The sequence below is a fragment of the Paraburkholderia sp. SEWSISQ10-3 4 genome, assembly GCF_030464785.1.
Lineage (GTDB): Bacteria > Pseudomonadota > Gammaproteobacteria > Burkholderiales > Burkholderiaceae > Paraburkholderia > Paraburkholderia aspalathi.
In genome coordinates this window covers 349,442-375,524 of record NZ_JALPRI010000002.1, presented here as the reverse complement: position 1 = coordinate 375,524, position 26,083 = coordinate 349,442, and the positions used below count along the sequence as shown (strand labels likewise).

Below are 26,083 nucleotides of genomic sequence, written 5' to 3'. Positions count from 1 at the left end.
TATTACCGGACGGTGCAGCACGCTTTTACGTGCTTTTGACATACCGCACCACCCTTTATGCACACTGCTTATTGGGCTCGATTACTTCACCAGCGATTTCGCCAGTTGCTGCCACGTCTCGACGATCGAGTCCGGGTTCAGCGAGATCGACTTGATGCCTTCGTCGGTCAGCCATTGCGCAAAGTCCGGATGATCCGAAGGACCCTGGCCGCAGATGCCGACGTACTTGTTCAGTCGCAGGCACGTATCGATCGCGCGCTTCAACAGGAACTTGACGGCCGGATCGCGTTCGTCGAAATCGACTGCCAGCAGTTCCATGCCGGAGTCGCGGTCGAGGCCGAGCGTGAGCTGCGTCAGGTCGTTCGAACCGATCGAGAAGCCGTCGAAGAATTGCAGGAATTCTTCGGCGAGAATCGCGTTCGACGGCACTTCGCACATCATGATCAGGCGCAAGCCCTTTTCACCGCGCTTCAGGCCGAACTCCTCCAGCAGCCCGACCACGCGTTCCGCCTGCTTCAGCGTACGCACGAACGGCACCATGATCTCGACGTTGTCGAGGCCCATCTCTTCGCGGACCTTCTTCAGCGCGATGCATTCCATCTGGAACGCTTCGGCGAAGTCGTCAGCGATGTAGCGCGACGCGCCACGGAAGCCCAGCATCGGGTTTTCTTCGTCCGGCTCGTAACGCGAACCGCCGATCAGCTTCTTGTACTCGTTCGACTTGAAGTCCGACAGACGCACGATCACGGGCTTCGGATAGAACGCCGCTGCGATCGTTGCGATGCCTTCGGTCAGCTTGTCGACGTAGAACGCGCGCGGCGATGCATGGCCACGTGCCACACTTTCCACGGCCTTCTTCAGGTCCTGATCGATGTTCGGGTACTCGAGAATCGCCTTCGGGTGAACGCCGATGTTGTTGTTGATGATGAACTCGAGCCGCGCGAGACCCACGCCTGCGTTCGGCAGTTGCGAGAAGTCGAAAGCCAGTTGCGGGTTGCCGACGTTCATCATGATCTTCACCGGAATCGACGGCAATTCGCCGCGCTGCACTTCGGTGATTTCGGTTTCGAGCAGACCGTCGTAGATCTTGCCTTCGTCGCCTTCCGCGCAGGACACGGTCACCAGCGCGCCGTCCTTCAGCACGTCGGTCGCGTCGCCGCAGCCGACCACCGCGGGCACGCCCAGTTCACGCGCGATAATTGCCGCGTGGCAGGTACGGCCGCCACGGTTCGTGACGATTGCGGAGGCGCGCTTCATCACCGGTTCCCAGTTGGGGTCGGTCATGTCGGCCACCAGCACGTCGCCCGGCTGCACACGGTCCATTTCCGACGGATCGTGAATCACACGCACCGGACCCGCACCGATCTTCTGGCCGATTGCGCGGCCGGTAGTCAGCACGTTCGATTGGCCCTTCAGCTTGAAGCGTTGCTCGGCCTTGCCCGCTGCCTGGCTCTTCACCGTTTCCGGGCGCGCCTGCAGGATGAAGATCTTGCCGTCGCGGCCGTCCTTGCCCCACTCGATGTCCATCGGACGCTCGTAGTGCTTTTCAATGATGACGGCGTATTTCGCGAGCTCGATCACGTCTTCGTCGGTGATCGAGAAACGGTTGCGCTGCTCGTGCGCGACGTCGACGGTCTTCACGCGGCCTTCTTCGCCCGCCTTGGTGAATTCCATCTTGATCAGCTTCGAGCCGATCGAGCGGCGGATGATCGGGTACTTGCCTTGTGCGAGCGTGGTCTTGAAGACGTAGAACTCGTCCGGATTCACGGCGCCCTGCACGACCGTTTCACCCAGGCCGTAGCTCGACGTGATGAAGACTGCGTCCTTGAAGCCCGATTCCGTGTCCAGCGTGAACATCACGCCCGCCGCGCCGACGTCCGAACGCACCATGCGCTGCACACCAGCCGACAACGCGACTTCAGCGTGGGTGAAGCCCTTGTGGACGCGATAGGAGATGGCACGGTCGTTGTACAGCGACGCGAACACGTGCTTCATGCGATCGAGCACCTCGTCGATGCCGACCACGTTGAGATAGCTTTCCTGTTGACCCGCGAACGATGCGTCCGGCAAGTCTTCTGCCGTTGCCGACGAACGCACGGCAAACGACAACTCTTCAGGCGAGCTGTTTTGCAGGGTGTCGAAGCCTGCGCGGATATCCGCTTCGAGACGCGGCTGCATCGGGGCGTCGACGATCCATTGACGGATCTCCTTGCCCGCTTCGGCGAGCGCTTTCACGTCGTCGACGTCGAGCGTTTCGAGACGTTTGGCGATGCGTTCGGTCAGATTGTTGTGATGCAGGAAGTCACGGAAAGCCAGCGCCGTAGTGGCGAAGCCAGTCGGCACGCGCACACCTGCTTCGGCGAGCTGACTGATCATCTCGCCAAGCGACGCATTCTTGCCGCCGACAATCTCCACATCGGTCATCCGCAACTGCTCGAACGGAACTACATACGCCTCTTCCTTTGCGACGGTAACTGCGTTAGTCATACAAGCCCCTAAGTGTGAAAGAAATTCACGGCTGTGCAAGTGGGCTTGAACGCGAGACGCCCATTGGAAGCGTGACCTCGCGTCTTGCACAACCTGTTGGAGAAGCAATCGCTGCAAATGGCCGCGCGTGCCAAAAAGTGCCGGATGCGCGACGTAGAAAGCGGTTGGACGAAATTACCGATCGATCCGTCACAATCTCTCAATTTGCCGCAAGTTACCGGCGCAAAGCGTGGCGTTGACCGACCGTTCGCAGTAAGTTAGACGCCAATCGCCTGCAATTGCTTATCCAACAGGTTGCCGCTATTCTACCGTGCCGACTCTCAAAATGTGACAGTCGGACGAGAATTGCGCCTCGAATCGCGCCCCGGACCGGCTGACGGGCTCCTGCGAGGCTCTCGCGAGGACCCACTACCTTCCGGACGCAATTGCGGTGCCCACGGCGCGCTGACATGACGCCGCTGCAATCTCCGGTTAGCCACCGTGCAGCGACATCCATGCAGCGATGTTTCATTCGAGCGCTTTTTTCCGCTCACGTTCCCCAGCCCCACTGATGCCGCCCACCGTATTCATCGTCTCCGACGGTACCGGGATCACTGCCGAAACCTTCGCGCATTCGATCCTCTCCCAGTTCGACCAGAAATTCCGCCTGGTTCGCGTGCCCTTCGTCGACTCGACGGAAAAAGCCTACGCCACGCTAGAAAAGATCAACGAAGCGATCCAGCAGGACGGCCGCCGTCCGATCGTCTTCACGACGCTGGTGGACAGCGCGTCGAATCAGATCGTCAAAGGCTCGAACGCGCTCGTGCTGGATATGTTTCAGACCTTCGTCGAGCCGCTCGAGCAGGAGCTGGAGCTCAAGTCGAGCCACGCGATGGGCCGCGGCCACCAGAACGCCGATACCGAGGAATACAAGAACCGGATCGAGGCGATCAACTTCTCGCTCGCCCACGACGACGGTCAATCGAACCGCAATCTGGCCGATGCCGACGTGATTCTGGTGGGCGTGTCGCGCAGCGGCAAGACGCCGACGAGCCTGTATCTGGCCATGCAGTACGGCGTGAAAGCGGCCAACTATCCGCTGATTCCGGAAGACTTCGAGCGCGGCAAGCTGCCTACGCCGCTATTGGCGCATCGGCAGAAGATGTTTGGTTTGTCGATCGATCCGCAGCGGCTGTCGGAGATCCGTAACGAGCGCCGCCCGGGCAGCAAGTACGCCGCGCCGGAAAATTGCCGTTACGAGATCAACGAGGCGGAAGCGATGATGCGACGCGAAGGGGTCAAGTGGTTGTCGTCGACGCATAAGTCGATCGAGGAGATCGCGACAACGATCCTGCAGGAGATCAAGCTGGACCGGCCGGCTTATTGAGCGACGACCAGCTTTGCCGGCGTGTGTACGTGGTGCTGAGGCGGTCGCGGAGATCGCCTCAGACCTGAAGTCATTGCACTGTCACGCGCGGCGCTGCTGGCGGCACTGTTCGAACACGCAGACAGCCGCAGCGGCCGCCACATTCAGCGATTCCATGCCGCCCGGCTGAGGAATCGTCACCCGCAACGAAACCGCATCGCGCCAGGTCTGCGAGACGCCCGCTCCTTCGTTGCCGAACACCCACGCGAGCGGCCCGCTCAGATCGCAATCGTAGATCGCCTCGGCACCGTGCGAATCCGTAATGACGATGGGCACCGCGAGGCGCTCGATCAATACCTGCGCCTCGACATCCTCATGGATTTGCAACAGGAAATGCGCGCCCATGCCTGAGCGCAACACCTTCGACGACCACGCGTACGCGGTGCCCGGCGCGCAAAACACCTGCTGAATACCGGCGGCCGCCGCGCTGCGCAGAATCGAACCGACGTTGCCGGCATCCTGCACGCCATCGAGCACGAGGCAGGTTTGTCCGACCTTCTCCGGCAACGGTGTATCGAGCTTTTCGACCAGCAGCAGAATCCCGACACCATGCACGACGTTCGACACCTGGCCAAACAATGCATCGGGCAACGTGACGATACGGTGCTCGTCGATGCGCGACACGATCGCTTGCGCTTCGTCGTGGCGCAACGCGCCCTCGGTGACAATGCACATTTCCGGCTGCCCGGCGACGTCGAGATATGCGCTCGCGAGATGGAACCCTTCGAGCAACGCGTGACCGCTGCGACGCTGCTGATGCGTCGAGCCGGCCAGTGCCTTGAGGCGCTTGTAGAGCGGATTGTCCCGCGAGGTGATGGCTTTCACAGGCAGCGCAGACAGTGAGAATGAGGAAAGAGTGGGCGACGCGCCGGACAACGCGCAGCGCTTACGCGCCGCTGCGTTCGCCGAAGGCGTCGTCGTCGAGCATGGCGTCGGTGAGCGTTCCGGACACGACGATCATGTCGCCCGCCGGCAGTGGTTTCAACGCCGTGCCGAAACGCTGATGCGCTTCGCGCACCGGTGCGAACGAGCGCCGATGATGCTCGCAGGGTCCGTGTTCGCGCAGCGCCGCGAGATGCTGCGGCGTGCCGTAGCCGGCATGTGCGTTAAAACCGTAGACCGGATAGGTTTGATGCAATTCGAGCAGCATCCGGTCACGCGTGACCTTGGCGAGAATCGACGCCGCCGAAATGCTTTTGATCAGTGCATCGCCGCCGATCACCGCCTCGCTGCGAACGCTCAGCGTCGGGCAGCGATTGCCGTCGATTTTCACGAGCGTCGGCACGACCGAGAGGCCTTCGACCGCCCGCTTCATCGCCAGCATGGTGGCGTGCAGGATGTTCAGCGTATCGATTTCTTCGACGCTGGCGGACGCGATGCAGTAGGCGAGCGCCCGGTCGACGATCTTGTCGTACAGCTCGTCGCGTTTTTTGGCGGTGAGCGCTTTCGAATCGTCGAGGCCGCGGATCATCGGCTTCGACGGATCGAAAATCACCGCCGCAGCGACCACCGGGCCGGCCAGCGGCCCGCGCCCTGCTTCGTCGACGCCGCAGACGATGTCGTCCGGCGTCTCGAAGTCAAGACCGACCTGCCGCGCCGCCGCGCCAGCAACGGTCGCAGCCTTGCGGCGTGGCGCGCGCGCGGTAGTCACGGCCGCGCCTTCCGCTTTTCGACGATGCTCGCCACGACTTCCGCTGCACGTTGCGCGGTGTTCTGCTTCAGCACGTGATGCATCTCCGTGAAGATTTCCGTCAGCGTGCGCCGGTTGGCCTCGTCGCGCAACTGTTTCAGCGTCGCTTCGGCGAGCGCCTGAGGCGTCGCGAAGTGCTGCAGAATTTCCGGCACGACGAAGCGCCCCGCCAGAATGTTCGGCAAGCCGACATACGGCAGATAGCCTTGGCGGCGCATGATCTGGCCGGTCAGCCAGGGCACCTTATACGAGATCACCATCGGCTTTTTCAGCAGCGCGGCTTCCAGCGTCACCGTGCCGCTCTTGACGAGGATCGCATCGGCCGCCGTCATGGCGATTTGCGCCTGGCCGTCGGTAATGGTCAGCGCGAGACCGGGATGCGCATCGACCAGCGGCCGTAGCATTTCGCGCAGTGCGGGCGTGGCCGCCGGCATCACGAAACGCAAACTGGGCTCCTGGTGCTGCATCATTTCCATCGCGGCAAAGAACGTCGGACCGATCAGATCGATCTCCGAGCGCCGGCTGCCTGGCAGCACCGCGATGATCGGGCCGCTTTCGGCAAGACCGAGCGTACGGCGCGCGCCAAGCGTATCGGGTACCAGAGGAATTTCGTCGGCAAGCGGATGGCCCACGTACGAGGCCGCGATGCCGGCCTTTTCCAGCAACGCCGTTTCGAACGGAAACACGCACAGCATGTGGTCGACCGCCTTGGCGATCTTCTTGATGCGCCCACCTCGCCACGCCCAGATCGACGGGCAAACGAAGTGAACCGTCGGAATACCGGCGTCGCGCAACGGATGCTCGAGTCCGAAATTGAAATCCGGCGCGTCCACGCCGACGAATACCGACGGCGGTTCCGCCAGCAATTGGCGCTTCAGTTCCTTGCGGATGCCGAGGATCTCTGGAATATGCCGCAGTGCTTCGACATAGCCGCGCACCGTCAGCTTCTCCATCGGCCAGTGGGCGTCGAAACCCGTGGCGATCATGCGCGGGCCGCCGACCCCGTAATACTGGGTGCCGGCGGGCAAACGGCTCGCGAGGCCGTCGAGCAGCGACGCCGCCAGCAGGTCGCCGGACGGCTCGCCTGCCACCATCGCGACGCGCAGGGGACTCGGGTTCAAAGCCATCGGTTAGCGGATGATGCCGCGTTGCGACGCTTCGACAAACGCGAGCAGCGTTTGTACCGGCGCATCGCCATCGCCACCCGCGGTTGCGAGTTCGCGCAACTGCACCTTCGCTTCTTCAAGCGACAGGCCGTTCTTGTACAGCAAGCGGTACGCCGAGCGCAGCGCCGAGATCGCGTCTGCGGAGAAACCGCGGCGGCGCAGACCCTCGACGTTGATACCGTGCGGCTCGGCCTTGTTGCCGGCAGCGATCACGAACGGCGGGATGTCCTGCACGAGCGCCGACGCGCCGCCCAGCATCGAATGCGCGCCGATGCGCACGAACTGATGCACGCCCGACATGCCGCCGATAATCGCATGGTCGCCAATCGTCACGTGGCCGGCCATCTGCGCATTGCTCGACAGAATCACGTTGTTGCCGACGTGGCAGTCGTGGCCGATGTGCACGTAGGCCATGATCCAGTTGTCGTCGCCGAGCGTAGTGACGCCCGAGTCCTGCACCGTGCCGGTGTGGATCGTGGTGAACTCACGGATCGTGTTGCGATTGCCGATCACAAGCCGGGTCGGCTCGTCCTTGTACTTCATGTCCTGCGGACGACCGCCGACCGATGCATAGTGGCCGATGCGGTTGTCTTCGCCAATCGTCGTGTGACCTTCGATCACGCTGTGCGAACCGACCGTGGTCCGTGCGCCGATCGTCACATGTGCGCCGACGACGGCATACGGTCCGATTTCGACGGATTCGTCGAGTTGTGCGCCCGGTTCGACGATCGCAGTGGGATGAATCCTGCTCATGCGTCCTCGCTTCTGATTCTGTTGCGTTGTCTGGATGGGCGTAGCCGGAGTGCGCAGCGCCTGGGATAAGCGACTGACCGTCCGGACACCGGCTTCAAGCGTCTTTGTCCGTGTGCCGCACCGCGCACATCAGATCGGCTTCCGCCGCCACGGCTCCATCCACTTCGGCGCGTGCCTTGAACTTCCAGATGCCGCGCATATGACGCTCGAACGTGCAGTTCAGGATCAGCTGATCGCCCGGTTCCACCACGCGCTTGAAACGCGCGTTGTCGATGCCCACGAACAGATACAGCGTGTTCGACGGATCACTCGGCTCTTCCGAAAACGTCAGCAGCGCTGCCGTTTGCGCGAGCGCTTCGAGGATCAGCACGCCGGGCATCACCGGACGGGTCGGAAAGTGACCCTGGAAATACGGCTCATTGATCGACACGTTCTTCAACGCTTTGATGCTCTTATGCGGCTCGAGTTCGAGCACCCGGTCGACCAGCAGGATCGGGTAACGATGGGGCAGCAGCGTGAGAATCTTATGAATGTCGAGATTGATTTTTTCGGTGCTCATGGTGTTTCTACTCACGCATTGACTGCGCGATGATGACTGCGGATACTGGTGCAGGTGGGTTGGTAACGCGTGCTGCCGGCGCTCGCCGAAACCCGGCGGCCATGCCACCCGGTCACGGCAACCGACTTTGCTTCCTGATGCTTGCCCGCTATTTTACGCGGTACCGGCCGGTTGGCCCGCGGATTGTTGTGCGGGTTGACCCGCGGGTCGGCGTGCGGGTCTGCCTGCGGGTCGGCCTTATGTCTCAGGCTTCGTCGCCCGCGGAATTGCTTGCCGCGCCGGCCGGCTTGCCTGCCGAAGCGGCATTTTCGAGCGCCTTGATACGATCGCGAAGCTTATCGATGTTACGCAGCAAAGCAGCGCTCTTGTTCCAGTCGGCATGGTTCACCGCCGGGAATGCGCTGGTGTACATGCCAGGCTTCAGCAAGGACTTCGAGACGCCCGACTTCGCCGTGACGATCACATAGTCAGCCAGCGTAACGTGCCCCGCGATCCCCACCGCGCCGCCGATCATGCAATGACGGCCGATCGTGGTGCTGCCCGCAATGCCCGCACAGCCGGCGATCACGGTGTAAGCGCCGACCTTGCAGTTGTGGCCGATCTGCACGAGGTTGTCGATTTTCACGCACTCTTCGATGATCGTGTCGGCCATGGCGCCGCGGTCGATGGTGGTGTTCGCACCGATTTCGACGTCCGCCGCGATCGACACGCCGCCGACTTGCGGAATTTTCACCCAGCTGCCGGTACGCGCATCACCTTCACCCACGAAATCCGGCGCGAAGCCAAAACCGTCCGAACCGATCACCGCGCCGGCGTGCACGATGACGCGCTCGCCGAGCTTGCAGCCGTAGTACACCGCGACGTTCGGATACAGATGCGAGCCCGCACCGATTCGCGTGCCGCGGCCGATCACCACGTTGGCGTCCAGACGCACGTTTTCGCCGATCACCGCGCCCGCTTCCACCGTGACGTGCGGACCGATCACCGCGCTTGCGGCAATCTGGGCCGACGGGTCGATCGTCGCGCTAGGATGCACACCGGGCACCGCCTTGGGCGCCGCCATGTCGATGAATGTCTGCGCGACGCGCGCGAAGTAAGCGTACGGATTCGGCGTGACGATGAAGTTACGGCCAGTAAGGGAGCTGAGCTTCGAGAGGTCGTCGGCATTGATCAACACCGCGCCTGCACGGGTCGTCTCGACCTGCGACAGGTACTTCGGATTGGCGAGGAACGCCAGCTGGTCCGGGCCTGCCTGGTCGAGCGGCGCCAGACTGCCGACGCGCTGCGAACCCTCTCCGACTACTTCACCGCCGAACCGCTGGACGATGTCCTCAAGCGTAAATGCCATGCCTATCCTCTGTCTCCGATCCCATGCGAGATGGTTGCTGCACAATCAGTCCAACTTGTCGGTTCTACGGCCCTGCGCTGCACCCCGGCCGGTGCCCGGCGCGCGGCGTGTGCGTTCAGTTACCCGAGGCCGCCAGTGCCTTGAGCACCTGATCGGTAATGTCGATGCGCGGGCTCACGTACACCGCTTCCTGAACGATCAGGTCGTAGTGCTGCTGCTCGGCGATCTGCTTGATCACCTTGTTGGCCCGGTCGAGCACCGCCGCCAGTTCTTCGTTGCGGCGCTGGTTCAGGTCTTCCCGAAACTCACGTTGCTTGCGCTGAAAGTCCGTATCCAGCTGCGACAGATCGCGCTGCTTCTGCGCGCGATCGGCAGCCGACATCGACGCACCGTTCTTGTCGAGCGAGTCGGACATCGATTTCAGCTTCTGCGCCATGTCGGCCAGGTCTTTGTCGCGCTTGGCGAACTCCGCCTCGAGCTTGACCTGTGCAGCCTTCGCGGCAGCCGATTCACGCAGGATACGGTCCGAATTCACCGCAGCGATCCTGGCTTCCTGGGCGTGCGCGACCCCCGCTACGCCGACACCCAGCGTCATTGCCAGCGCCAGCGCGCAAGCCACACGTTTCGAAAACATACCGGTTCGCAAAGTCATCCTCTCGATACTGTAGTTTGGCCGGGCCCACCGCCGGAAGCCGCCCGTAAAGGCCCGGGCCGCCCTCCGCCGGATCAGAATGCCGTCCCGATCTGGAACTGGAACTTCTGATACTGGTCGCCCGTGTGCTTCGTGAGCGGGAAGCCCAAGCTGAGCTTGAGCGGGCCGATCGGCGAGATCCACGCAAGACCGACACCGTAGCCGTAACGCAGGCCGTTCGCGCCATTCGACGTAGCGGCACTGCTTGCGTCCGCCCAGACGTTACCTGCGTCAAGGAACGTAAACACGCGCAGCGTGCGATCATACCCGGTGCCCGGCAACGGGAACGTCAACTCGATGTTACCCACCAGCAGCTTTGAGCCGCCGATCGGATCGTTCGTCGTCGCGTCACGCGGACCCAGCGAGCTAGGCTCATATCCCCGCACCGAACCGATACCACCTGCGTAGTAGTTCTTGAAAATCGGATACGGCTTACCGCCCATGCCCTTACCGTAGCCGCCCTGGAAGTTGAAGCCCAGCACAAAGCCACGCGAAAACGAGTAATAGTACTGCGCGTTGATGTCGGCCTTGTAGTACTGCGTGCCACCGATCGGCGTGCCGTACTCGGCGTTCGCCTGCGTAAAGTAGCCGCGGCTCGGCACCAGCGCGCTGTCTCGTGCGTCGCGCGACCAGCCCACCGTAATTGGCACGTTGTTCGAAACGCGTCCGAAATCGGTGACGTACTGCTTATAGGACGCTGGCGTGTTCGCGTCGACGTCCAGCTGGTTCTGCTCGAGGCCCGCGCCGAAGTACACCGTGTCGACTTCGGAGAACGGAATACCAAACTTCAGGTCACCACCGATCGTGACGATCTTGAAGCTCGAATCCGTCGAGTAGTACAGCGGCTGGTACGTACGGTAGTAGACGTCGGTAATGCGCTTGATGCCGTCGACCGTGAAGTACGGGTCGACCTGCGTGACCGTCAAGGTACGGTACGTCTTGGCGGTATTCACATTCACCGCGAGACTCGTACCCGAACCGAACACGTTGTCCTGCGATACGCCGGCCGAGAGCACCACCTTGTCCGTCGACGAGAAACCAGCGCCCAGCGTGATCGCGCCGGTCGGCTTTTCGGCCACCTTGACGTCCACATCGACCTGGTCGGGCGTGCCTTCCACCGGCACCGTGGTCACGTCCACATCGGTAAAGTAGCCGAGACGGTTGATCCGGTCTTTCGACAGCGCGAGGCGGTTCGAATCGAACCACGAGCTTTCGAGCTGGCGCATTTCGCGGCGCACCACTTCGTCGCGCGTGCGCGTGTTGCCGACCACGTTGATGCGGCGCACGTACACACGGCGGCTCGGGTCCACTTGCAGCGTCAGGTCGACCTTGTGGTGTTCCTGATCGATCTGCGGCTGCGCGTTGACCGTGGCGAACGCGTAGCCGTATTCGCCGAGCTTGTCGACGATCGCTTTGGTCGTGGCTTGCAGCTTTTCAGCCGAGAAGCGATCACCCGGTTTGATCTTGATGAGCTTGTTCAGCTCCGGCTCGCGGTCGAGCAGATTACCGGCCAGCTTGATGCTGTTGATCGTGTACGGCTCGCCTTCGTGCAGCGTGACCGTCAGATACATGTCCTTCTTGTCCGGCGTGATCGACACCTGGGTCGACTCGATGTTGAACTCGAGGTAGCCGCGATTCAGGTAATACGAGCGGACGTTTTCGAGGTCGCCGGTGAGCTTGTCTTTCGCGTACAGGTCGTTCTTCGTGTACCACGAGAACCAGTTCGGCGTGGACAGCTGCATTTCGTCGCGCAGCGTACCCGTGCTGAACGCCTTGTTGCCGATGAAGTTGATCTGGCGGATCTTCGCGCTCGGACCTTCAGCCACCGAGAACAGCACCGACACGCGATTGCGGTCGATCGGCGTGATCGTGGTGGTGACTTCGGCGGCGTAGTAGCCACGCGTCAGGTACTGGCGCTTCAGTTCCTGCTCGGCCTTGTCGACGAGTGCCTTGTCGTAATAACGGCCTTGCGACAAACCGACCGCGCGCAGCGCCTTGGTCAGGTTTTCCTTGTCGAACTCATGAATGCCGGCGAAGTCGATCGTGCCGATGGCCGGACGTTCCAGCACCTGCACGATGACGACATTGCCTTCCGTCGCGATCTTGACGTCGTTGAAGAAGCCCGTGGCGTACAGCGCGCGAATGGCTTCGGAAGCCTTGTCGTCGCTAAAGGTGTCGCCTTGCTTGATAGGCAGGTACGCGAACACGGTACCGGGTTCGACGCGTTGCAATCCCTCGATCCGGATGTCTTGCACCACGAAGGGCGTCGTTGCGTGAGCAACCAGCCCATGCGCGGCAAACGCCGCGGCTATAACCGTCTTTGGAACAAAGCGATGAGGTTTAAACAACGTGCTTCCCCAGTGTGTATAGCTGCATCAGGTCGGGCGGTCGCCATCGTGAACGCCGCCAGACACTTTAAAAATGGATTAAACGAGCCAGATCGTTGAACAGCGCAATCGCCGACAACGCGACGATGCAGGCGAGACCCGCCCTCTGAAAAACGAGTTGCCAGCGATCGGAGACAACTTTGCCGGTTACAGCTTCAACCAAATAATATAACAGATGACCCCCGTCCAATACCGGAATTGGTAACAGGTTCAGTACGCCGAGGCTAATACTGACAAGGGCCAGGAACGACAGGAATGCAGATGGACCTAGACGTGCGCTCTTTCCTGCGTAATCGGCGATCGTCACGGGGCCAGAAAGATTTTTCAGCGAAGCCTCGCCGACGATCATCCGTCCGAACATCCGCACCGAATAAACAGCCAGATCCCACGTACGGCGCGCGCCCAGTTGCAAGCTTTCGACCGGCCCGTAACGCACGTCGATCGACGGCACCTGGGTAGCGAGTTCCGCGCCGATACGGCCGATCTGCTGCCCGGTCGCGTCATCGCGCTGCGACTGCGGGACGATGCGAACGTCTTCCAGCTTGCCCGCGGCTTGCCCGCCACGCTCTACCTGCAGCGTTACGGGCGTGCCGGCGTGCGATTTTACATAAGCGATGAAGGCTGTGGCATTGTCGGTCGGGATACCGTTGATCGCGCGCAGACGGTCGCCCACCGCAAGGCCTGCCTTTTGCGCCGCGCTACCCGGCTGCACTCCGGCGACCGTCAGCTTGCCGCCACCCGGCTCGAAACCAAGGCGCGACATGAAGTCGTCGTCGACGTCTTTCTCGGTGACGCCACGCAGATCCAGCTGGAAATCCGAGGTGCCGTGTGCATCTTTTGCGCTCAGCACGACGCGCTTGTGATCGAATGCCGCGCCCAGCAGTTTCCAGCGCAGGTCGGACCACGACCGCACTCGCTCGGATTCGCCGGCGTTTTCCGCACGCACGGCAACAATCGTTTCGCCACCGTCGAAACCGGCCAGCGCGGCCGGCGTATTCGGCGTAGGCGCTGCCACCACAGCCGCCGGCTCCGTCACGCCCGTGGCGAACACGAGGGCGAACAGCACGATGGCAAGCAGGAAATTCGCGACCGGCCCGGCCGCGACAATCGCGAAACGGCGCCACACCGACTGCCGGTTAAACGCATGCGGCAAGGCTTCAGTGGGAATCGGCGCCCCGCCGGTCTCGCGCTCGTCGAGCATTTTCACGTAGCCGCCCAGCGGCAGCGCGGCAATCGTCCATTCGGTGCCCGTCTTCGGGCTCACCCATTGGAACAGCGGCTTGCCGAAGCCGATCGAAAAACGCAGCACCTTGACGCCGCACAAGCGCGCGACACTGTAGTGCCCGTACTCGTGGACAACCACGAGTACGCCAATCGCCACCGCGAAGGCAAGCAGTTCGATCAGCAGGTTCATAGGCGCCTCACTGGACGGCGCGTTCCGTGCGACGGGCGCCGTCAGGCAGGCGCGCGATAAAGTCGGCAGCGGCGCGGCGCGCGGCCGCATCCGCTTCGATCACGTCTTCCAGCGCGTGCGCGCTGCGGTTCGGCAACGCATTGAGTACGGCGTCGACGACCTGAGCGATTGCCATGAAACCGATCTGGTGCGACAGGAACGCTTCCACCGCGACTTCGTTCGCGGCGTTGAGAGCCGCGCTCGCGAGGCCTCCCTCGGCCAGCGCCTTCACGGCGAGCGCGAGACACGGGAAGCGCGTGTAATCCGGTTTTTCGAACGACAGCGATGCGACCTGCAGCAGATCCAGTTGGGCCACGCCCGAATCGACGCGGTCCGGAAATGCCAGCGCATGCGCGATCGGCGTGCGCATGTCGGGATTGCCCAATTGCGCGAGCACCGAGCCGTCAGCGTACGACACCATCGAGTGAATCACGCTTTGCGGGTGAATCAGCACCTCGATTCGCTCGCCCGGCAGATCGAAGAGCCAGTGCGCCTCGATCACTTCGAGGCCTTTATTCATCATCGTGGCGGAGTCGACCGAAATCTTACGGCCCATGACCCAGTTCGGATGCTTACAGGCTTCGTCCGGCGTGACGTCGACCAGCGTGGCCGGTTCGCGCGTGCGGAACGGGCCGCCTGACGCGGTCAGGATGATCTTCGAGACGCCGCCATGCTGTGCGGCTTCGCGCGGCAAGCATTGGAAAATGGCATTGTGTTCGCTGTCGACCGGCAGCAGCACGGCGCCGTTGTCACGCACCGCGTCCATGAAGATCGCGCCGGACATCACCAGCGCTTCCTTGTTGGCGAGCAGAATGCGCTTGCCGGCGCGCGCGGCAGCGAGACTCGGCGCGAGGCCTGCAGCGCCGACAATCGCGGCTACGACCGTATCGCAGCTTTCACTCTTCGACACGTCAACGAGCGCTTGCGGGCCGTAAGTGACTTCCGTCTTGCAGCCGGCTTCACGCAACTTCGCCGCGACCTGCGCAGCGGTATCGGCATCGCCAACCACCGCGACTTCAGGCTGAAAGCGCAGGCATTGCTCGACGAGCTTGTTGCCGTTGCGATGCGCCGTGAGCGCGTAAACCGAGAAGCGTTCGGGATGACGCGCGACGACGTCGAGCGTGCTGTCTCCAATCGAGCCCGTGGAACCGAGCAATGTCAGACGTTTTTGCATATCTCTTTCTCTAGCCGAGCAGCAGCATGGCAAGCGGCAGCACCGGCAACAATGCGTCGATGCGGTCGAGTACGCCACCGTGCCCAGGCAACAGGCCGCTTGAATCTTTCACTCCGGCCTGGCGTTTCATCATGGATTCGAACAGGTCGCCCACCACGCTGAACGCCACCAGCAGGGTCAGTGCGAGCAACGTACGTACGGCGCCCCATTGCGCCAGCAGCGCAGAATACAGGGTCGGCTCGAACGCGTGCAAAAAGACCGCCGCCGCCGCGACGATCATCACCACCAGCCAACCGCCGATCGCGCCCTCCCAAGTCTTACCCGGGCTGATGGCAGGCGCCAGCTTGTGTTTTCCGAAAGCTTTTCCGGAGAAGTATGCGCCGATATCGGCCAGCCATACCAATAGGAGCAGCGACAGCACAAAGGCCACGCCCTGCATGCGTGCGGCGACGAGAGCATGCCAGCACGCGACGAATACCACAATGCCGGCAAGAAAGAGAAACGCGCGCCAGGCGCCTTGCGCGAGGGCCGGCTTGCGCAGGAGCACGTACGGCCCCGCGATCACCCAGAAAATAGCGGCCGCCTGAAAGAGCGGCCGGGGTTCCTCGACGCCGGTGCCGAGGCGCGTGCTCGCGACCAGCGCCACCGCAGAGACCAGCGCGTAAATGACCGGGCCCGCGCCGCCGAGCTTCAGCAGACGCGCCCACTCCCACGCGGCGAACACGACGACGAAGGCGATCAGCGCGCCAAACGCGCCCACCGGCGCGAACAGCGTGACCGGCAGGAAGATCGCCAGCAGGATGATCGCCGTGATGACACGGGTTTTTAGCATGGAAGCGAATCGACGTTCTGCGATTGCGGCTCGAGTTGAGCACTGGTGCGGCCAAAGCGGCGCTCACGCTCCGCGTAGGATGCGATGGCGTGGCCGAGCGCGTCGGCGTCGAAATCCGGCCAGAACGTGTCGGTGAAGTAGAACTCGGTGTAGGCGAGTTGCCACAGCAGGAAGTTGCTGACGCGGCGCTCGCCGCCGGTGCGGATAAAGAGGTCCGGCTCCGGCGCATAGGCCATCGACAGGTGTTCGGCGAACGAATCTTCGTTCACCTCGACCGCCTTGCCCGCCAGCGCCGATTGTTCGGCGAGCTTGCGGGTGGCCTGCATGATGTCCCAGCGACCGCCGTAGTTGGCGGCAATGGTGAGCGTGAGACGGGTATTGCGCGCGGTTTTGGTTTCCGCGCGCTTGATCAGGTCGCGAATGCGCGTATCGAATCGGGACAGATCGCCGACCACGCGCAGACGGATGCCGTTCGCGTGCAGCTTGCCGATCTCGCGCTCCAGCGCAGTGACGAACAGGCGCATCAGGAACGACACTTCGTCATTCGGGCGGCGCCAGTTTTCCGAGCTGAAGGCAAACAGCGTCAGGTATTCGACGCCCTGCCGGGCGCAGGCCTCGACGGCCGCACGCACTGCGTCGACGCCGCGCGTATGGCCGGCCACGCGCGGCAGACGGCGCTGGGTCGCCCAACGGCCGTTGCCGTCCATGATGATCGCGATATGTCGCGGCACCGCGGCGACATCAGGCACGCGCACGGTTGAGCTGGTATAGGTCATGGCCGTCGGGACAGTGACTGCAAAAAAAGAAGTGGAGATCTTAAAGGTGCTGAGCCAACCGGCCTCAGACCGTCATGATCTCGGCTTCTTTGGTCACTACAAGCTTGTCGATTTCCGTGACGAACTTGTCCGTCAGTTTCTGAACGTCGTCACCTGCACGTCGCTCGTCGTCTTCAGAAATTTCTTTGTCTTTCACGAGCTTCTTCAGTTGCTCGTTTGCATCACGGCGCAGGTTACGCACAGCGACCTTGGCCGTTTCCGCCTCGCTCTTGACCACTTTGGTCAGTTCGCGACGGCGTTCTTCGGTCAGCGCGGGCATCGGCACGCGAATCACGTCGCCTTGCGTAGCCGGGTTCAGACCGAGGTCCGACTCGCGGATCGCCTTTTCGACGACCTGGACCATCTTCTTTTCCCACGGCTGCACGCCGATCGTGCGTGCGTCGATCAGCGTCAGATTCGCGACCTGCGAAATCGGCACCGGCGAACCGTAGTAATCGCACTGGATGTGATCGAGCAGGCCCGTGTGTGCACGGCCCGTGCGGATCTTCGACAAGTCGTTCTTGAACGCGTCGATGGAACGCTGCATCTTTTGTTCAGCGCCCTTCCTGATATCAGCCACAGACATTTTTAAACCTCCGAACCTTCAAAACGGTGCGAGCCGGCCAGCGCGCGCACTATGCGGCGGCCTGGGCTCGCGTTAAAGCCCACGTTATGTGAACGAGAGTTTACACGTGGACGAGGGTGCCCTCGTCCTCGCCTTGTACGATGCGCTTGAGCGCACCCGGCTTGACGATCGAAAACACCCGGATCGGCAGCTTCTGGTCGCGGCACAGCGCGAACGCCGTGGCGTCCATCACCTGCAGATTACGGCCGATGGCTTCGTCGAAGCTGATCGTGGTGTAACGGGTCGCGCTCGGGTCTTTCTTGGGATCGGCCGAATAAACGCCGTCCACCTTAGTGGCTTTCAGCACGACCTCCGCGCCGATTTCCGAACCGCGCAGCGCGGCGGCCGTATCGGTCGTGAAGAACGGGTTGCCGGTGCCGGCCGCGAAAATCACGACTTTGCCTTCTTCGAGCTGGCGAATCGCACGCGGGCGGATGTAAGGCTCGACCACCTGGTCCATACGCAGCGCGGATTGCACGCGCGCTTCGATGCCGGCGTGGCGCATTGCGTCCTGCAGCGCCAGCGCGTTCATCATGGTGGCCAGCATGCCCATGTAGTCAGCCGTGGCGCGATCCATACCGGCCGCGCCGCCCGCGACGCCGCGGAAAATATTACCGCCGCCGATCACCACGGCCAGCTGCGTTCCGAGACGGACCACTTCGGCCACGTCCGCTACCATTCGTTCGATGGTCGCGCGATTGATGCCGAAGGCATCGTCGCCCATCAGAGCTTCACCGGAGAGTTTGAGCAGGACGCGTTTATAGGCAGTGGGCATAGAGGTATCCAGATCGCGCAGAACAGGGCAACAACAAGGGACTAATGTAGGGGTGAAATGCTGATTCGGGCAAGCGTCGCCAAATTGACGAACCCTGGGGTCCGCCAGCGGCGTGCGCCGCGAGGGTCACCCGCGTGCAGCCTTGCGGCGCTGCCGACCGCGGCAAAGTCTTGCTCCGCCGCGGGTCCAACAGTACTAACTGAAGCTTAAGCGATACTTATTGTTGCTTTGCAGCAGCGACTTGAGCGGCCACTTCAGCTGCGAAGTCGTCCTGCTTCTTCTCGATGCCTTCGCCGACCACGAACAGCGCGAACTTCTGCACGCTCGCATTGCCAGCCTTCAGCATCTGTTCGATCGTCTGCTTGTCGTTCTTAACGAACGTCTGGTTCAGCAGCGACACTTCCTTCAGGTACTTCTGCACGCTGCCGTCGACCATCTTGGCGACGATTTCAGCCGGCTTGCCCGATTCAGCAGCCTTCTGCTCAGCAATGCTGCGCTCCTTGGCGATCAGATCCGCCGGGACGTCGTCCGACGACAGCGAGACCGGCTTCATGGCGGCGATGTGCATTGCCACGTCCTTGCCGACCTGCTCGTCCGCGCCGGTGTACTCGACCAGCACGCCGATACGCGTGCCGTGCAGGTACGCTGCCAGCTTGTTCGAGGTTTCGAAACGCACGAAACGGCGGATCGACAGGTTTTCACCGATCTTGCCGACCAGCGCCAGACGCACTGCGTCGACCGTCGAGCCGTCCAGCGGCAGTGCCGACAGGGCAGCGACGTCAGCCGGGTTTTGCGTGGCGACCAGTTCAGCGATCGTCTTCGAGAATGCCAGGAAGTCGTCGTTCTTCGAAACGAAGTCGGTTTCGCAGTTCAGTTCGACGAGCGAACCAGCGTTGCCGCCGATGAACGATGCAACCACGCCTTCAGCCGTCACGCGCGATGCTGCCTTGCTGGCCTTGTTGCCCAGCTTCACGCGCAGCAGCTCTTCAGCGCGCGCCATGTCGCCTTCAGCTTCCGTCAGCGCCTTCTTGCATTCCATCATCGGCGCGTCGGTCTTTGCGCGCAGTTCTGCAACCATGCTTGCGGTAATTGCCGCCATCATTTGCTCCTTGAGTTCCGTCTTGTCACACGCCGCCCGGACTTCGATACCGGCGGCAAGAATTCGTTTCAACGTCGCACGTATTTTTTACGGACTACGTTTCAGCACTACTCACAGCACACCACTTTGTCGCGGCTTAAAAAAAGGGGGCCTGTAGAAAGCCCCCTTTTTTGCCGGACACGGGGCAGCTTTACGCTTCCGAGTTGACCTCGACGAACTCGTCGCCGTCACCACCGCGAGCAGCTTGCACCACTTCGTTGACCGCGTTAGCACGGCCTTCGACGATTGCGTCAGCCACGCCAGCCGTGTACAGAGCTACAGCCTTCGAAGCGTCGTCGTTACCCGGGATCACGTAGTCGATGCCTTCCGGCGAGTGGTTCGTGTCGACCACGGCGATGACCGGAATACCGAGCTTGTTCGCTTCGGTAACGGCAATCTTGTGGTAGCCGACGTCGACCACGAAGATCGCGTCCGGAATACCGCCCATGTCTTTCACGCCGCCGATCGACTTTTGCAGCTTGGCCATTTCGCGTTCGAACAGGAGCGCTTCTTTCTTGCTCATGCGTTCGGTTTCGCCAGCTTCCAGCGATGCTTCCATGTCCTTCAGGCGCTTGATCGAAACCTTCAGCGTCTTGAAGTTGGTCAGCATGCCGCCGAGCCAGCGTGCGTTGACGTAAGGCATGCCAGCGCGTTGTGCTTCTTCAGCGATCGTGTCGCGCGATTGACGCTTCGTGCCGACGAACAGGATCGTGCCGCGATTCGCTGCCAGTTGACGCGCGTACTTCAGCGCGTCGTTGTACATCGGCAGCGTCTTTTCGAGGTTGATGATGTGAATCTTGTTGCGATGGCCGAAAATGAAGGGGGCCATCTTCGGGTTCCAGAAGCGCGTTTGGTGACCGAAGTGGACACCGGCTTCCAGCATTTGACGCATGGTAACTGCCATGAAAATCTCCGCGAGGGTTGGGTCTTAAGCCGGCTGCCGTATCTGCCGCGCTGCCGTTCTGGCTGAACGCGACGGACACCCTGGGTGCGCCGGCTTGCGAGTCTGCTGCCTTCGTACCGCCTTACCCGTAGCGCAGGCAACTATCGCTACGAGGCGCCTTTCCTGCCAGTTTGCGCTCATCAGAGTGACCAATAGAGCAACAAAATAAGACAGAGATCGACTTAGCCAAAGATTATAGCACGTGACTATCGGCCGACTCAACCTGCGCGGTAGCTCCCGTTTGCCGCAGGCGGGTTGCACCTATACGCCCACCACCATATTGCAAAACCGTGGCAAAACCCTGCGGCAGCGGGAATATGGTGCGATAATCTTGCAATAAATCGCATTTCAGGCCCGACTCATGGCTATTACGCTCAAAAACGAACACGATATCGCGCAGATGCGCGTCGCCTGCAAGCTCGCTAGCGAAGTGCTCGACTACATCACGCCGTTCGTCACGGCCGGCATCACGACCGGCGAACTCGACCGGCTATGTCACGAATACATGCTCCAGGTGCAAGGCACGGTTCCGGCGCCGCTGAATTATCAGCCGCCCGGCTACCCGCCTTACCCGAAAGCCACCTGCATTTCGGTCAACGACGTGATCTGCCACGGTATTCCGGGCGACAAGACGGTGAAGAACGGCGACGCCCTGAATATCGACGTCACGGTGATCAAGGAAGGCTATTTCGGCGACACCAGCCGGATGTTCATCGTCGGCGAAGGCTCGATCATGGCCAGGCGCCTCGTGCAAACCACCTTCGAATGCATGTGGCTCGGCATCGATCAGGTTCGCCCGGGCGCCCATCTCGGCGACATCGGCTACGCCATCCAGAAGCATGCTGAAGCGCAAGGCTACAGCGTGGTGCGCGAATATTGCGGCCATGGCATCGGCACGGTGTTTCACGAAGACCCGCAGATTCTGCACTACGGCCGTCCCGGCACCGGGCTCGAGCTGCAAACCGGCATGATCTTTACGATCGAACCGATGATCAACGCCGGTCGGCGCGACATCCGCACCATGCCGGATCAGTGGACCGTCAAAACCAAGGACCGCAGCCTGTCGGCACAGTGGGAACACACCGTGCTCGTCACCGAAACCGGTTACGACGTGCTGACTGTCTCGGCTGGCACGCCCGCGCGTCCGCCGGTTGTCGCAGCCACGGCCTGAACGACTTCCGCCCCCACCCGCCCGCCTGCCAATGAGTAGTGTTCCAGCCGTCGCCCAATCCCATGCCACGTCGCTCAAGGCGGACTACAAAGTGGCCAAAGCCCAGTTGCTGGAACGCTTCAAGACAGCCTCCAACGTCGACTCGCTGATGGCCGCCCTGGCTCGCGCCACGGACGAGTCGCTGCGCGCCGCCTGGAATACCTGCGAGTTGCCGCCCGAGTTGGCCCTGCTCGCGGTCGGCGGCTATGGGCGGGGCGAACTCGCGCCGCATTCTGACATCGACATTCTCGTCTTGCTGCCCGACGCGCCGATCGCGCATCTGGAAGCACGCATCGAGCGTTTTATCAGCCTCGCGTGGGATTTGGGACTCGAACTCGGCAGCAGTGTGCGCAGCGTGGTGCAGTGTGTCGAAGAAGCCGCGAACGACGTCACCGTGCGCACCTCGCTGCTCGAAGCTCGGCGCATTACAGGCAGCACCCTGCTCTTCGACGACTTTGCGAAGCGCTACCGCGAAACGCTCGACCCGCGCGCGTTCTTCCAGGCCAAAGTGCTGGAAATGCGTCAGCGGCACGCCAAATTTCAGGACACGCCGTATGCGCTCGAGCCGAACATCAAGGAAAGCCCAGGCGGCCTGCGCGATCTGCAGCTGATTCTGTGGATTACCCAGGCAGCTGGCTTCGGCAGCAGCTGGCGCGAGCTCGAAGCACGCGGCCTGATCACCGAGCGAGAAGCGCGCGAACTGCGCCGCAACGAAGGCTTCCTGAAAACGCTGCGCGCCCGCTTGCATGTGATCGCCGGCCGTCGTCAGGACATTCTGGTGTTCGACCTGCAAACGCCGGTGGCCGAAAGCTTCGGCTATAAGCCAACGGCGACGAAGCGCGCCAGCGAACAGTTGATGCGCCGCTATTACTGGTCCGCCAAAGCCGTTACGCAGCTGGCCACGATCCTGATCCAGAACATCGAAGCGCAGCTCTTCCCGAACACGAGCGGCATCACGCGCGTGCTCTCGGACCGTTTCGTCGAGAAGCAGGGCATGCTGGAAATCGCCAGCGACGACGTCTTCCAGCGCGAGCCGAACGCGATCCTCGAAGCTTTTCTGCTCTACGAACAGACGCCGGGCGTGAAGGGTTTGTCGGCGCGCACGCTGCGCGCGATCTACAACGCTCGCGACGTGATGGACCAGCATTGGCGGCGCGATCCGGAAAACGGTCGCCTGTTCATGGACATCCTGAAGCAGCCCGCCGGCATCACGCACGCGCTGCGACTGATGAACCAGACCAGCGTGCTCGGGCGCTATCTGCTGAACTTCCGGCGCATCGTCGGGCAGATGCAGCACGATCTGTATCACGTCTATACGGTCGATCAGCACATCCTCATGGTGCTGCGTAATCTGCGCCGCTTCGCGGTCGCCGAGCACGCGCACGAATATCCGTTCTGCAGTCAGTTGATCGCCAATTTCGACCGGCCGTGGGTGCTGTACGTGGCGGCGCTGTTTCACGACATCGCCAAGGGCCGCGGCGGCGACCATTCCACGCTCGGCATGGCCGATGCGCGGCGCTTCTGCCGCAACCATGGCATCGAGGGCGAGGACGGCGAACTGGTCGTCTGGCTGGTGCAGCAGCATCTGACCATGAGCCAGGTCGCGCAGAAGCAGGATACGAGCGACCCCGAAGTCATCAAGCGCTTTGCCGAACTGGTCGGCAACGAGCGCTGGCTCACCGCGCTTTACCTGCTGACCGTGGCCGACATTCGCGGCACCAGCCCGAAAGTCTGGAACACGTGGAAAGGCAAGCTGCTCGAGGACCTCTACCGCGCAACCCTGGCGGTGCTTGGCGGCGCCCGGCCAGACGCGCATTCGGAACTGAAATCGCGCCAGGAAGAAGCGCTTGCCCTGCTGCGCCTCGAAACCGTGCCGGAAGGCGCGCAAAAGGCGCTGTGGGACAAGCTGGATATCGGCTACTTCCTGCGCCACGACGCCGCGGATATCGCGTGGCAGACCCGTGTGCTGTACCGGCACGTCGAAACCGCGACGCCGATCGTACGGGCGCGTCCTTCGCCGATCGGCGAAGCGCTTCAGGTGCTGGTGTATGTGAAAGACCAGCCCGATCTGTTCGCCGGCATTTGTGCGTATTTCGACCGCAATGGCTTGTCGGTGCTCGATGCGCGGGTCAGCACGACCCGCCACGGGTACGCGCTCGATAATTTCCTCGTCGCGCACACCGAAGAAGACGTGCATTATCGCGATATTGCCAATCTGGTCGAACAGGAACTGACCGCACGCCTCGCCGGTGACGGCACCCTGCTTCCGGGACCGTCGAAAGGCCGGTTGTCACGGCTGTCGCGGACCTTCCCTGTGACGCCGCGCGTCGATCTTCGGGCCGACGAGCGCGGCCAATATTACATCCTGTCCGTGTCTGCGAACGACCGGCCAGGCCTTCTTTATTCAATCGCGCGCGTGCTGGCCGAGCACCGGGTCGGCGTTGCGTCGGCGCGGATCAATACGCTCGGCGAACGTGTCGAAGACGTGTTCCTGCTGGATGGACACGGTCTGTCGGACAACCGCCTGCAAATTCAGGTCGAGACCGAACTGCTGCGCGCGATTGCAGTGTGAGATTTCATGCGAGTCAAATTAACAGCCAAGCACCCGCGGCCGGCTTCGTCCGAACGCGCCCCTGTCCGTACCGGAAGCAACTCGGCGCGTAAGCCGACGCGTCCGACCGGGCCACGGCCGTCTACGCCGACGGCAGGGTTCAACGGGGCGCGGGGCGAAGGCGCAGCGGGTGGTGGCAAGCGGCCGGCGGATGCAGGTAAGCCGGCAGGCGCCGGCGCGCGTGCGCCACGGGCTGAAGGATCGTTTTCCCGCGAGCGGGATGCGGGTGGTGCCGGCGCTGCGCGCCGGGCGCCGTCGGATCGTCCGCCGCGGCGCGAAGGGGCCGGCGGTGCGCCGCGTCGTTTCGAGGGCAGTAGTGATCGCGCTCCGCGTCGGGACGATGGTGAGCGTGCGCCGCGCCGGTTTGAAGGTGGTGGCGATCGTAGCGAACGTGCGCCGCGCCGTGATGGTGGCGAACGCAGCCAAGGCGCTCCGCGTCGATTTGAAGGTGGCGGCGATCGTGCACCGCGTCGGGATGAGGGCGCTCGTGCGCCCCGTAAGTTTGAAGGTGGCGGTGATCGTAGCGAACGCGCTCCGCGCCGTGCTGACGGCGAACGCCCTCAAGGTGCTCCGCGCCGGTTCGAAGGTGCCGGCGATCGCGGCGAACGCGCGCCCCGCCGCTTCGAAGGCAACACCGATCGCAGCGAACGCGCACCGCGCAGTTTCGAAGGCAACCGTGCCCCGCGCCGCGACGAAGGCGAACGCCGCTCGTTCAGCGGTCCGCGCCCGGGTGCAGGCCGTCCGTCGGAAGGTGGCCCGCGTGGCGAGCGTCCGGCGCGTGACGCCTCGGATCGGCCCCGCTTCGGCGGCGACCGTGGCGCCCCGCAGGGGCGCGGCAGCGGCGAGCGCGGTCCGCGCAGCGACAGCGCAGCACCGCGCCGTTTTGAAGGCGAGCGTGGCGAGCGCACTTTCGCGAAGCCCGTCAAAAGCGGCTACCGTGACCGCACGGACCGTCCGGCTCGCGCACCGCGTGACGACCGTGGCGAACGCGCCCCGGCCAAACGTGAATTCGGCGATCGTCCGCCGCGTGCCGGCGAACGTAACGAACGTAACGAACGTAACGAACGTAGCGAGCGGGGCGAGCGCCCTGCTCGCAGCTTCGACAAGGCGCTGCCGGCTGCCGGCCGCCGCTTCGGCGACGACAACCGCCCCGCCCGTGCCGACAAGCCGCGTGGCCCAGCGCCCGCAGCCAGAGCCGAACGCGACGATGACACCGATGCCGCTCCGCGCACGCCGCGCCGCGACTACGAAGACGCACCGGGAACGCTGCGCCTGTCCAAGCTGATGTCGGAACTCGGCCTGTGCTCGCGCCGTGAAGCCGACGAGTGGATCGAAAAAGGCTGGGTGCTGGTCGACGGCGAGCGGATCGACACGCTCGGCACCAAGGTTCGCCCGGATCAACGCATCGAGATCGACCCCGCCGCCGAAGCCGCGCAAGCGAGCCAGGTGACGGTCTTGATCCACAAGCCCGTGGGCCTCGTATCGGGCCAGGCGGAAGACGGCTATCAACCGGCGATCACGCTGGTCACGCCGGAAAATCGCTGGGATGGCGACACTTCCGACATCCGCTTCTCGGTCTCGCATCTGCGCCAACTCGCGCCGGCAGGCCGCCTCGACATCGATTCGACGGGCTTACTGGTGTTGACTCAGGACGGCCGCATTGCCAAGCAGCTGATTGGCGGCCATTCGGAGATCGACAAGGAGTATCTGGTGCGCGTGTCGTTCGGCGAGCACACCACCGACGTCGAAAGCCACTTCCCGCCGGAAAGCCTCGCGCTCCTGTGCCACGGCCTCTCGCTCGACGACGTGCCGCTGAAACCCGCCCAGGTCAATTGGCAAAACGGCGAGCAACTGCGCTTCGTGCTGCGCGAAGGCAAGAAACGCCAGATCCGCCGGATGTGCGAGCTGGTCGGCCTCGAAGTAATCGGCCTGAAGCGCGTGCGGATGGGTCAGGTCATGCTGGGCGCACTGCCGCCGGGTCAATGGCGCTATCTGTCGGCGGACGAGTCGTTCTGATGCGG

Annotated in this window: 21 protein-coding genes; 4 read left to right on the top strand and 17 right to left on the bottom strand. The window is 62.6% G+C overall.

Annotated features, from left to right (window positions below):
- Positions 1-81: 81 nt before the first annotated feature.
- Complete coding sequence (gene ppsA, locus M0D68_RS07465) at positions 82-2,487, bottom strand: phosphoenolpyruvate synthase (protein ID WP_266224097.1); 2,406 nt, start codon at positions 2,485-2,487, stop codon at positions 82-84.
- 550 nt (positions 2,488-3,037) lie between these two features.
- Here ppsA and M0D68_RS07460 point away from each other — a divergent pair.
- The gene (locus M0D68_RS07460; protein ID WP_054035190.1) at positions 3,038-3,853 is read left to right on the top strand and encodes a pyruvate, water dikinase regulatory protein; all 816 of its coding nucleotides are present in this window, start codon (positions 3,038-3,040) and stop codon (positions 3,851-3,853) included.
- Positions 3,854-3,934: 81 nt separating this feature from the next.
- Here the strand turns inward: M0D68_RS07460 and M0D68_RS07455 are convergent, their stop codons facing one another.
- The 16 genes from M0D68_RS07455 to rpsB all read right to left on the bottom strand — a co-directional run bounded on the left by M0D68_RS07455 (position 3,935) and on the right by rpsB (position 20,202).
- Positions 3,935-4,717, bottom strand: coding sequence for an RNA methyltransferase (locus M0D68_RS07455; protein WP_200617966.1), 783 nt, complete (start codon positions 4,715-4,717; stop codon positions 3,935-3,937).
- Between the two features lie 61 nt (positions 4,718-4,778).
- A complete protein-coding gene (gene rnhB, locus M0D68_RS07450; protein ID WP_093633326.1) occupies positions 4,779-5,543 on the bottom strand; it encodes a ribonuclease HII in 765 nt (254 codons plus the stop codon).
- Positions 5,540-6,709: a lipid-A-disaccharide synthase gene (gene lpxB / locus M0D68_RS07445; protein WP_093633327.1), complete on the bottom strand. Its 1,170-nt coding sequence runs from the start codon at positions 6,707-6,709 to the stop codon at positions 5,540-5,542. The genes rnhB and lpxB overlap by 4 nt, the downstream gene beginning before the upstream one ends.
- 3 nt (positions 6,710-6,712) lie before the next feature.
- A complete protein-coding gene (gene lpxA, locus M0D68_RS07440) occupies positions 6,713-7,501 on the bottom strand; it encodes an acyl-ACP--UDP-N-acetylglucosamine O-acyltransferase (protein WP_200617965.1) in 789 nt (262 codons plus the stop codon).
- A gap of 94 nt (positions 7,502-7,595) precedes the next feature.
- Positions 7,596-8,060 carry a 3-hydroxyacyl-ACP dehydratase FabZ gene (fabZ, locus tag M0D68_RS07435; RefSeq protein WP_020065638.1) on the bottom strand — a complete coding sequence of 155 codons (465 nt, stop codon included), beginning with the start codon at positions 8,058-8,060 and terminating at the stop codon, positions 7,596-7,598.
- Between the two features lie 244 nt (positions 8,061-8,304).
- Complete coding sequence (lpxD, locus tag M0D68_RS07430; RefSeq protein WP_200617963.1) at positions 8,305-9,408, bottom strand: UDP-3-O-(3-hydroxymyristoyl)glucosamine N-acyltransferase; 1,104 nt, start codon at positions 9,406-9,408, stop codon at positions 8,305-8,307.
- A gap of 115 nt (positions 9,409-9,523) precedes the next feature.
- Positions 9,524-10,060, bottom strand: a complete 537-nt coding sequence (locus M0D68_RS07425; protein WP_171925998.1) for an OmpH family outer membrane protein — start codon at positions 10,058-10,060, stop codon at positions 9,524-9,526.
- Positions 10,061-10,134: 74 nt separating this feature from the next.
- Positions 10,135-12,447 carry an outer membrane protein assembly factor BamA gene (gene bamA, locus M0D68_RS07420; protein ID WP_266224096.1) on the bottom strand — a complete coding sequence of 771 codons (2,313 nt, stop codon included), beginning with the start codon at positions 12,445-12,447 and terminating at the stop codon, positions 10,135-10,137.
- Between the two features lie 67 nt (positions 12,448-12,514).
- Positions 12,515-13,900 (bottom strand): RIP metalloprotease RseP, encoded by a 1,386-nt coding sequence (gene rseP, locus M0D68_RS07415; protein ID WP_200617960.1) that lies wholly within the window; start codon positions 13,898-13,900, stop codon positions 12,515-12,517.
- 7 nt (positions 13,901-13,907) lie between these two features.
- On the bottom strand, positions 13,908-15,113 hold the full coding sequence (locus M0D68_RS07410) for a 1-deoxy-D-xylulose-5-phosphate reductoisomerase (RefSeq protein WP_200617957.1): 1,206 nt from the start codon (positions 15,111-15,113) through the stop codon (positions 13,908-13,910).
- A gap of 10 nt (positions 15,114-15,123) precedes the next feature.
- Positions 15,124-15,945, bottom strand: a complete 822-nt coding sequence (locus M0D68_RS07405; RefSeq protein WP_200617956.1) for a CDP-archaeol synthase — start codon at positions 15,943-15,945, stop codon at positions 15,124-15,126.
- Positions 15,939-16,721 carry a polyprenyl diphosphate synthase gene (uppS, locus tag M0D68_RS07400; protein WP_028199369.1) on the bottom strand — a complete coding sequence of 261 codons (783 nt, stop codon included), beginning with the start codon at positions 16,719-16,721 and terminating at the stop codon, positions 15,939-15,941. Before uppS ends, M0D68_RS07405 begins: the two co-directional genes overlap by 7 nt.
- Before the next feature lie 64 nt (positions 16,722-16,785).
- Positions 16,786-17,346: a ribosome recycling factor gene (gene frr, locus M0D68_RS07395; protein ID WP_054035184.1), complete on the bottom strand. Its 561-nt coding sequence runs from the start codon at positions 17,344-17,346 to the stop codon at positions 16,786-16,788.
- 100 nt (positions 17,347-17,446) lie between these two features.
- On the bottom strand, positions 17,447-18,160 hold the full coding sequence (pyrH, locus tag M0D68_RS07390; RefSeq protein ID WP_011488865.1) for a UMP kinase: 714 nt from the start codon (positions 18,158-18,160) through the stop codon (positions 17,447-17,449).
- A gap of 217 nt (positions 18,161-18,377) precedes the next feature.
- Positions 18,378-19,259, bottom strand: coding sequence for a translation elongation factor Ts (tsf, locus tag M0D68_RS07385; RefSeq protein WP_028199372.1), 882 nt, complete (start codon positions 19,257-19,259; stop codon positions 18,378-18,380).
- 190 nt (positions 19,260-19,449) lie between these two features.
- Positions 19,450-20,202, bottom strand: coding sequence for a 30S ribosomal protein S2 (gene rpsB, locus M0D68_RS07380; protein WP_054035183.1), 753 nt, complete (start codon positions 20,200-20,202; stop codon positions 19,450-19,452).
- Between the two features lie 400 nt (positions 20,203-20,602).
- Here rpsB and map point away from each other — a divergent pair, with 400 nt between their 5' ends.
- Genes map through M0D68_RS07365 form a run of 3 tightly spaced genes read left to right on the top strand, consistent with a single transcriptional unit; the run spans position 20,603 to position 26,078 of the window.
- On the top strand, positions 20,603-21,412 hold the full coding sequence (map, locus tag M0D68_RS07375; RefSeq protein WP_200617953.1) for a type I methionyl aminopeptidase: 810 nt from the start codon (positions 20,603-20,605) through the stop codon (positions 21,410-21,412).
- A 31-nt stretch (positions 21,413-21,443) separates the two neighbouring features.
- Positions 21,444-24,023, top strand: a complete 2,580-nt coding sequence (locus M0D68_RS07370) for a [protein-PII] uridylyltransferase (protein ID WP_093633336.1) — start codon at positions 21,444-21,446, stop codon at positions 24,021-24,023.
- Positions 24,024-24,029: 6 nt separating this feature from the next.
- Positions 24,030-26,078 carry a pseudouridine synthase gene (locus tag M0D68_RS07365; RefSeq protein WP_266224095.1) on the top strand — a complete coding sequence of 683 codons (2,049 nt, stop codon included), beginning with the start codon at positions 24,030-24,032 and terminating at the stop codon, positions 26,076-26,078.
- Positions 26,079-26,083 lie beyond the last annotated feature (5 nt).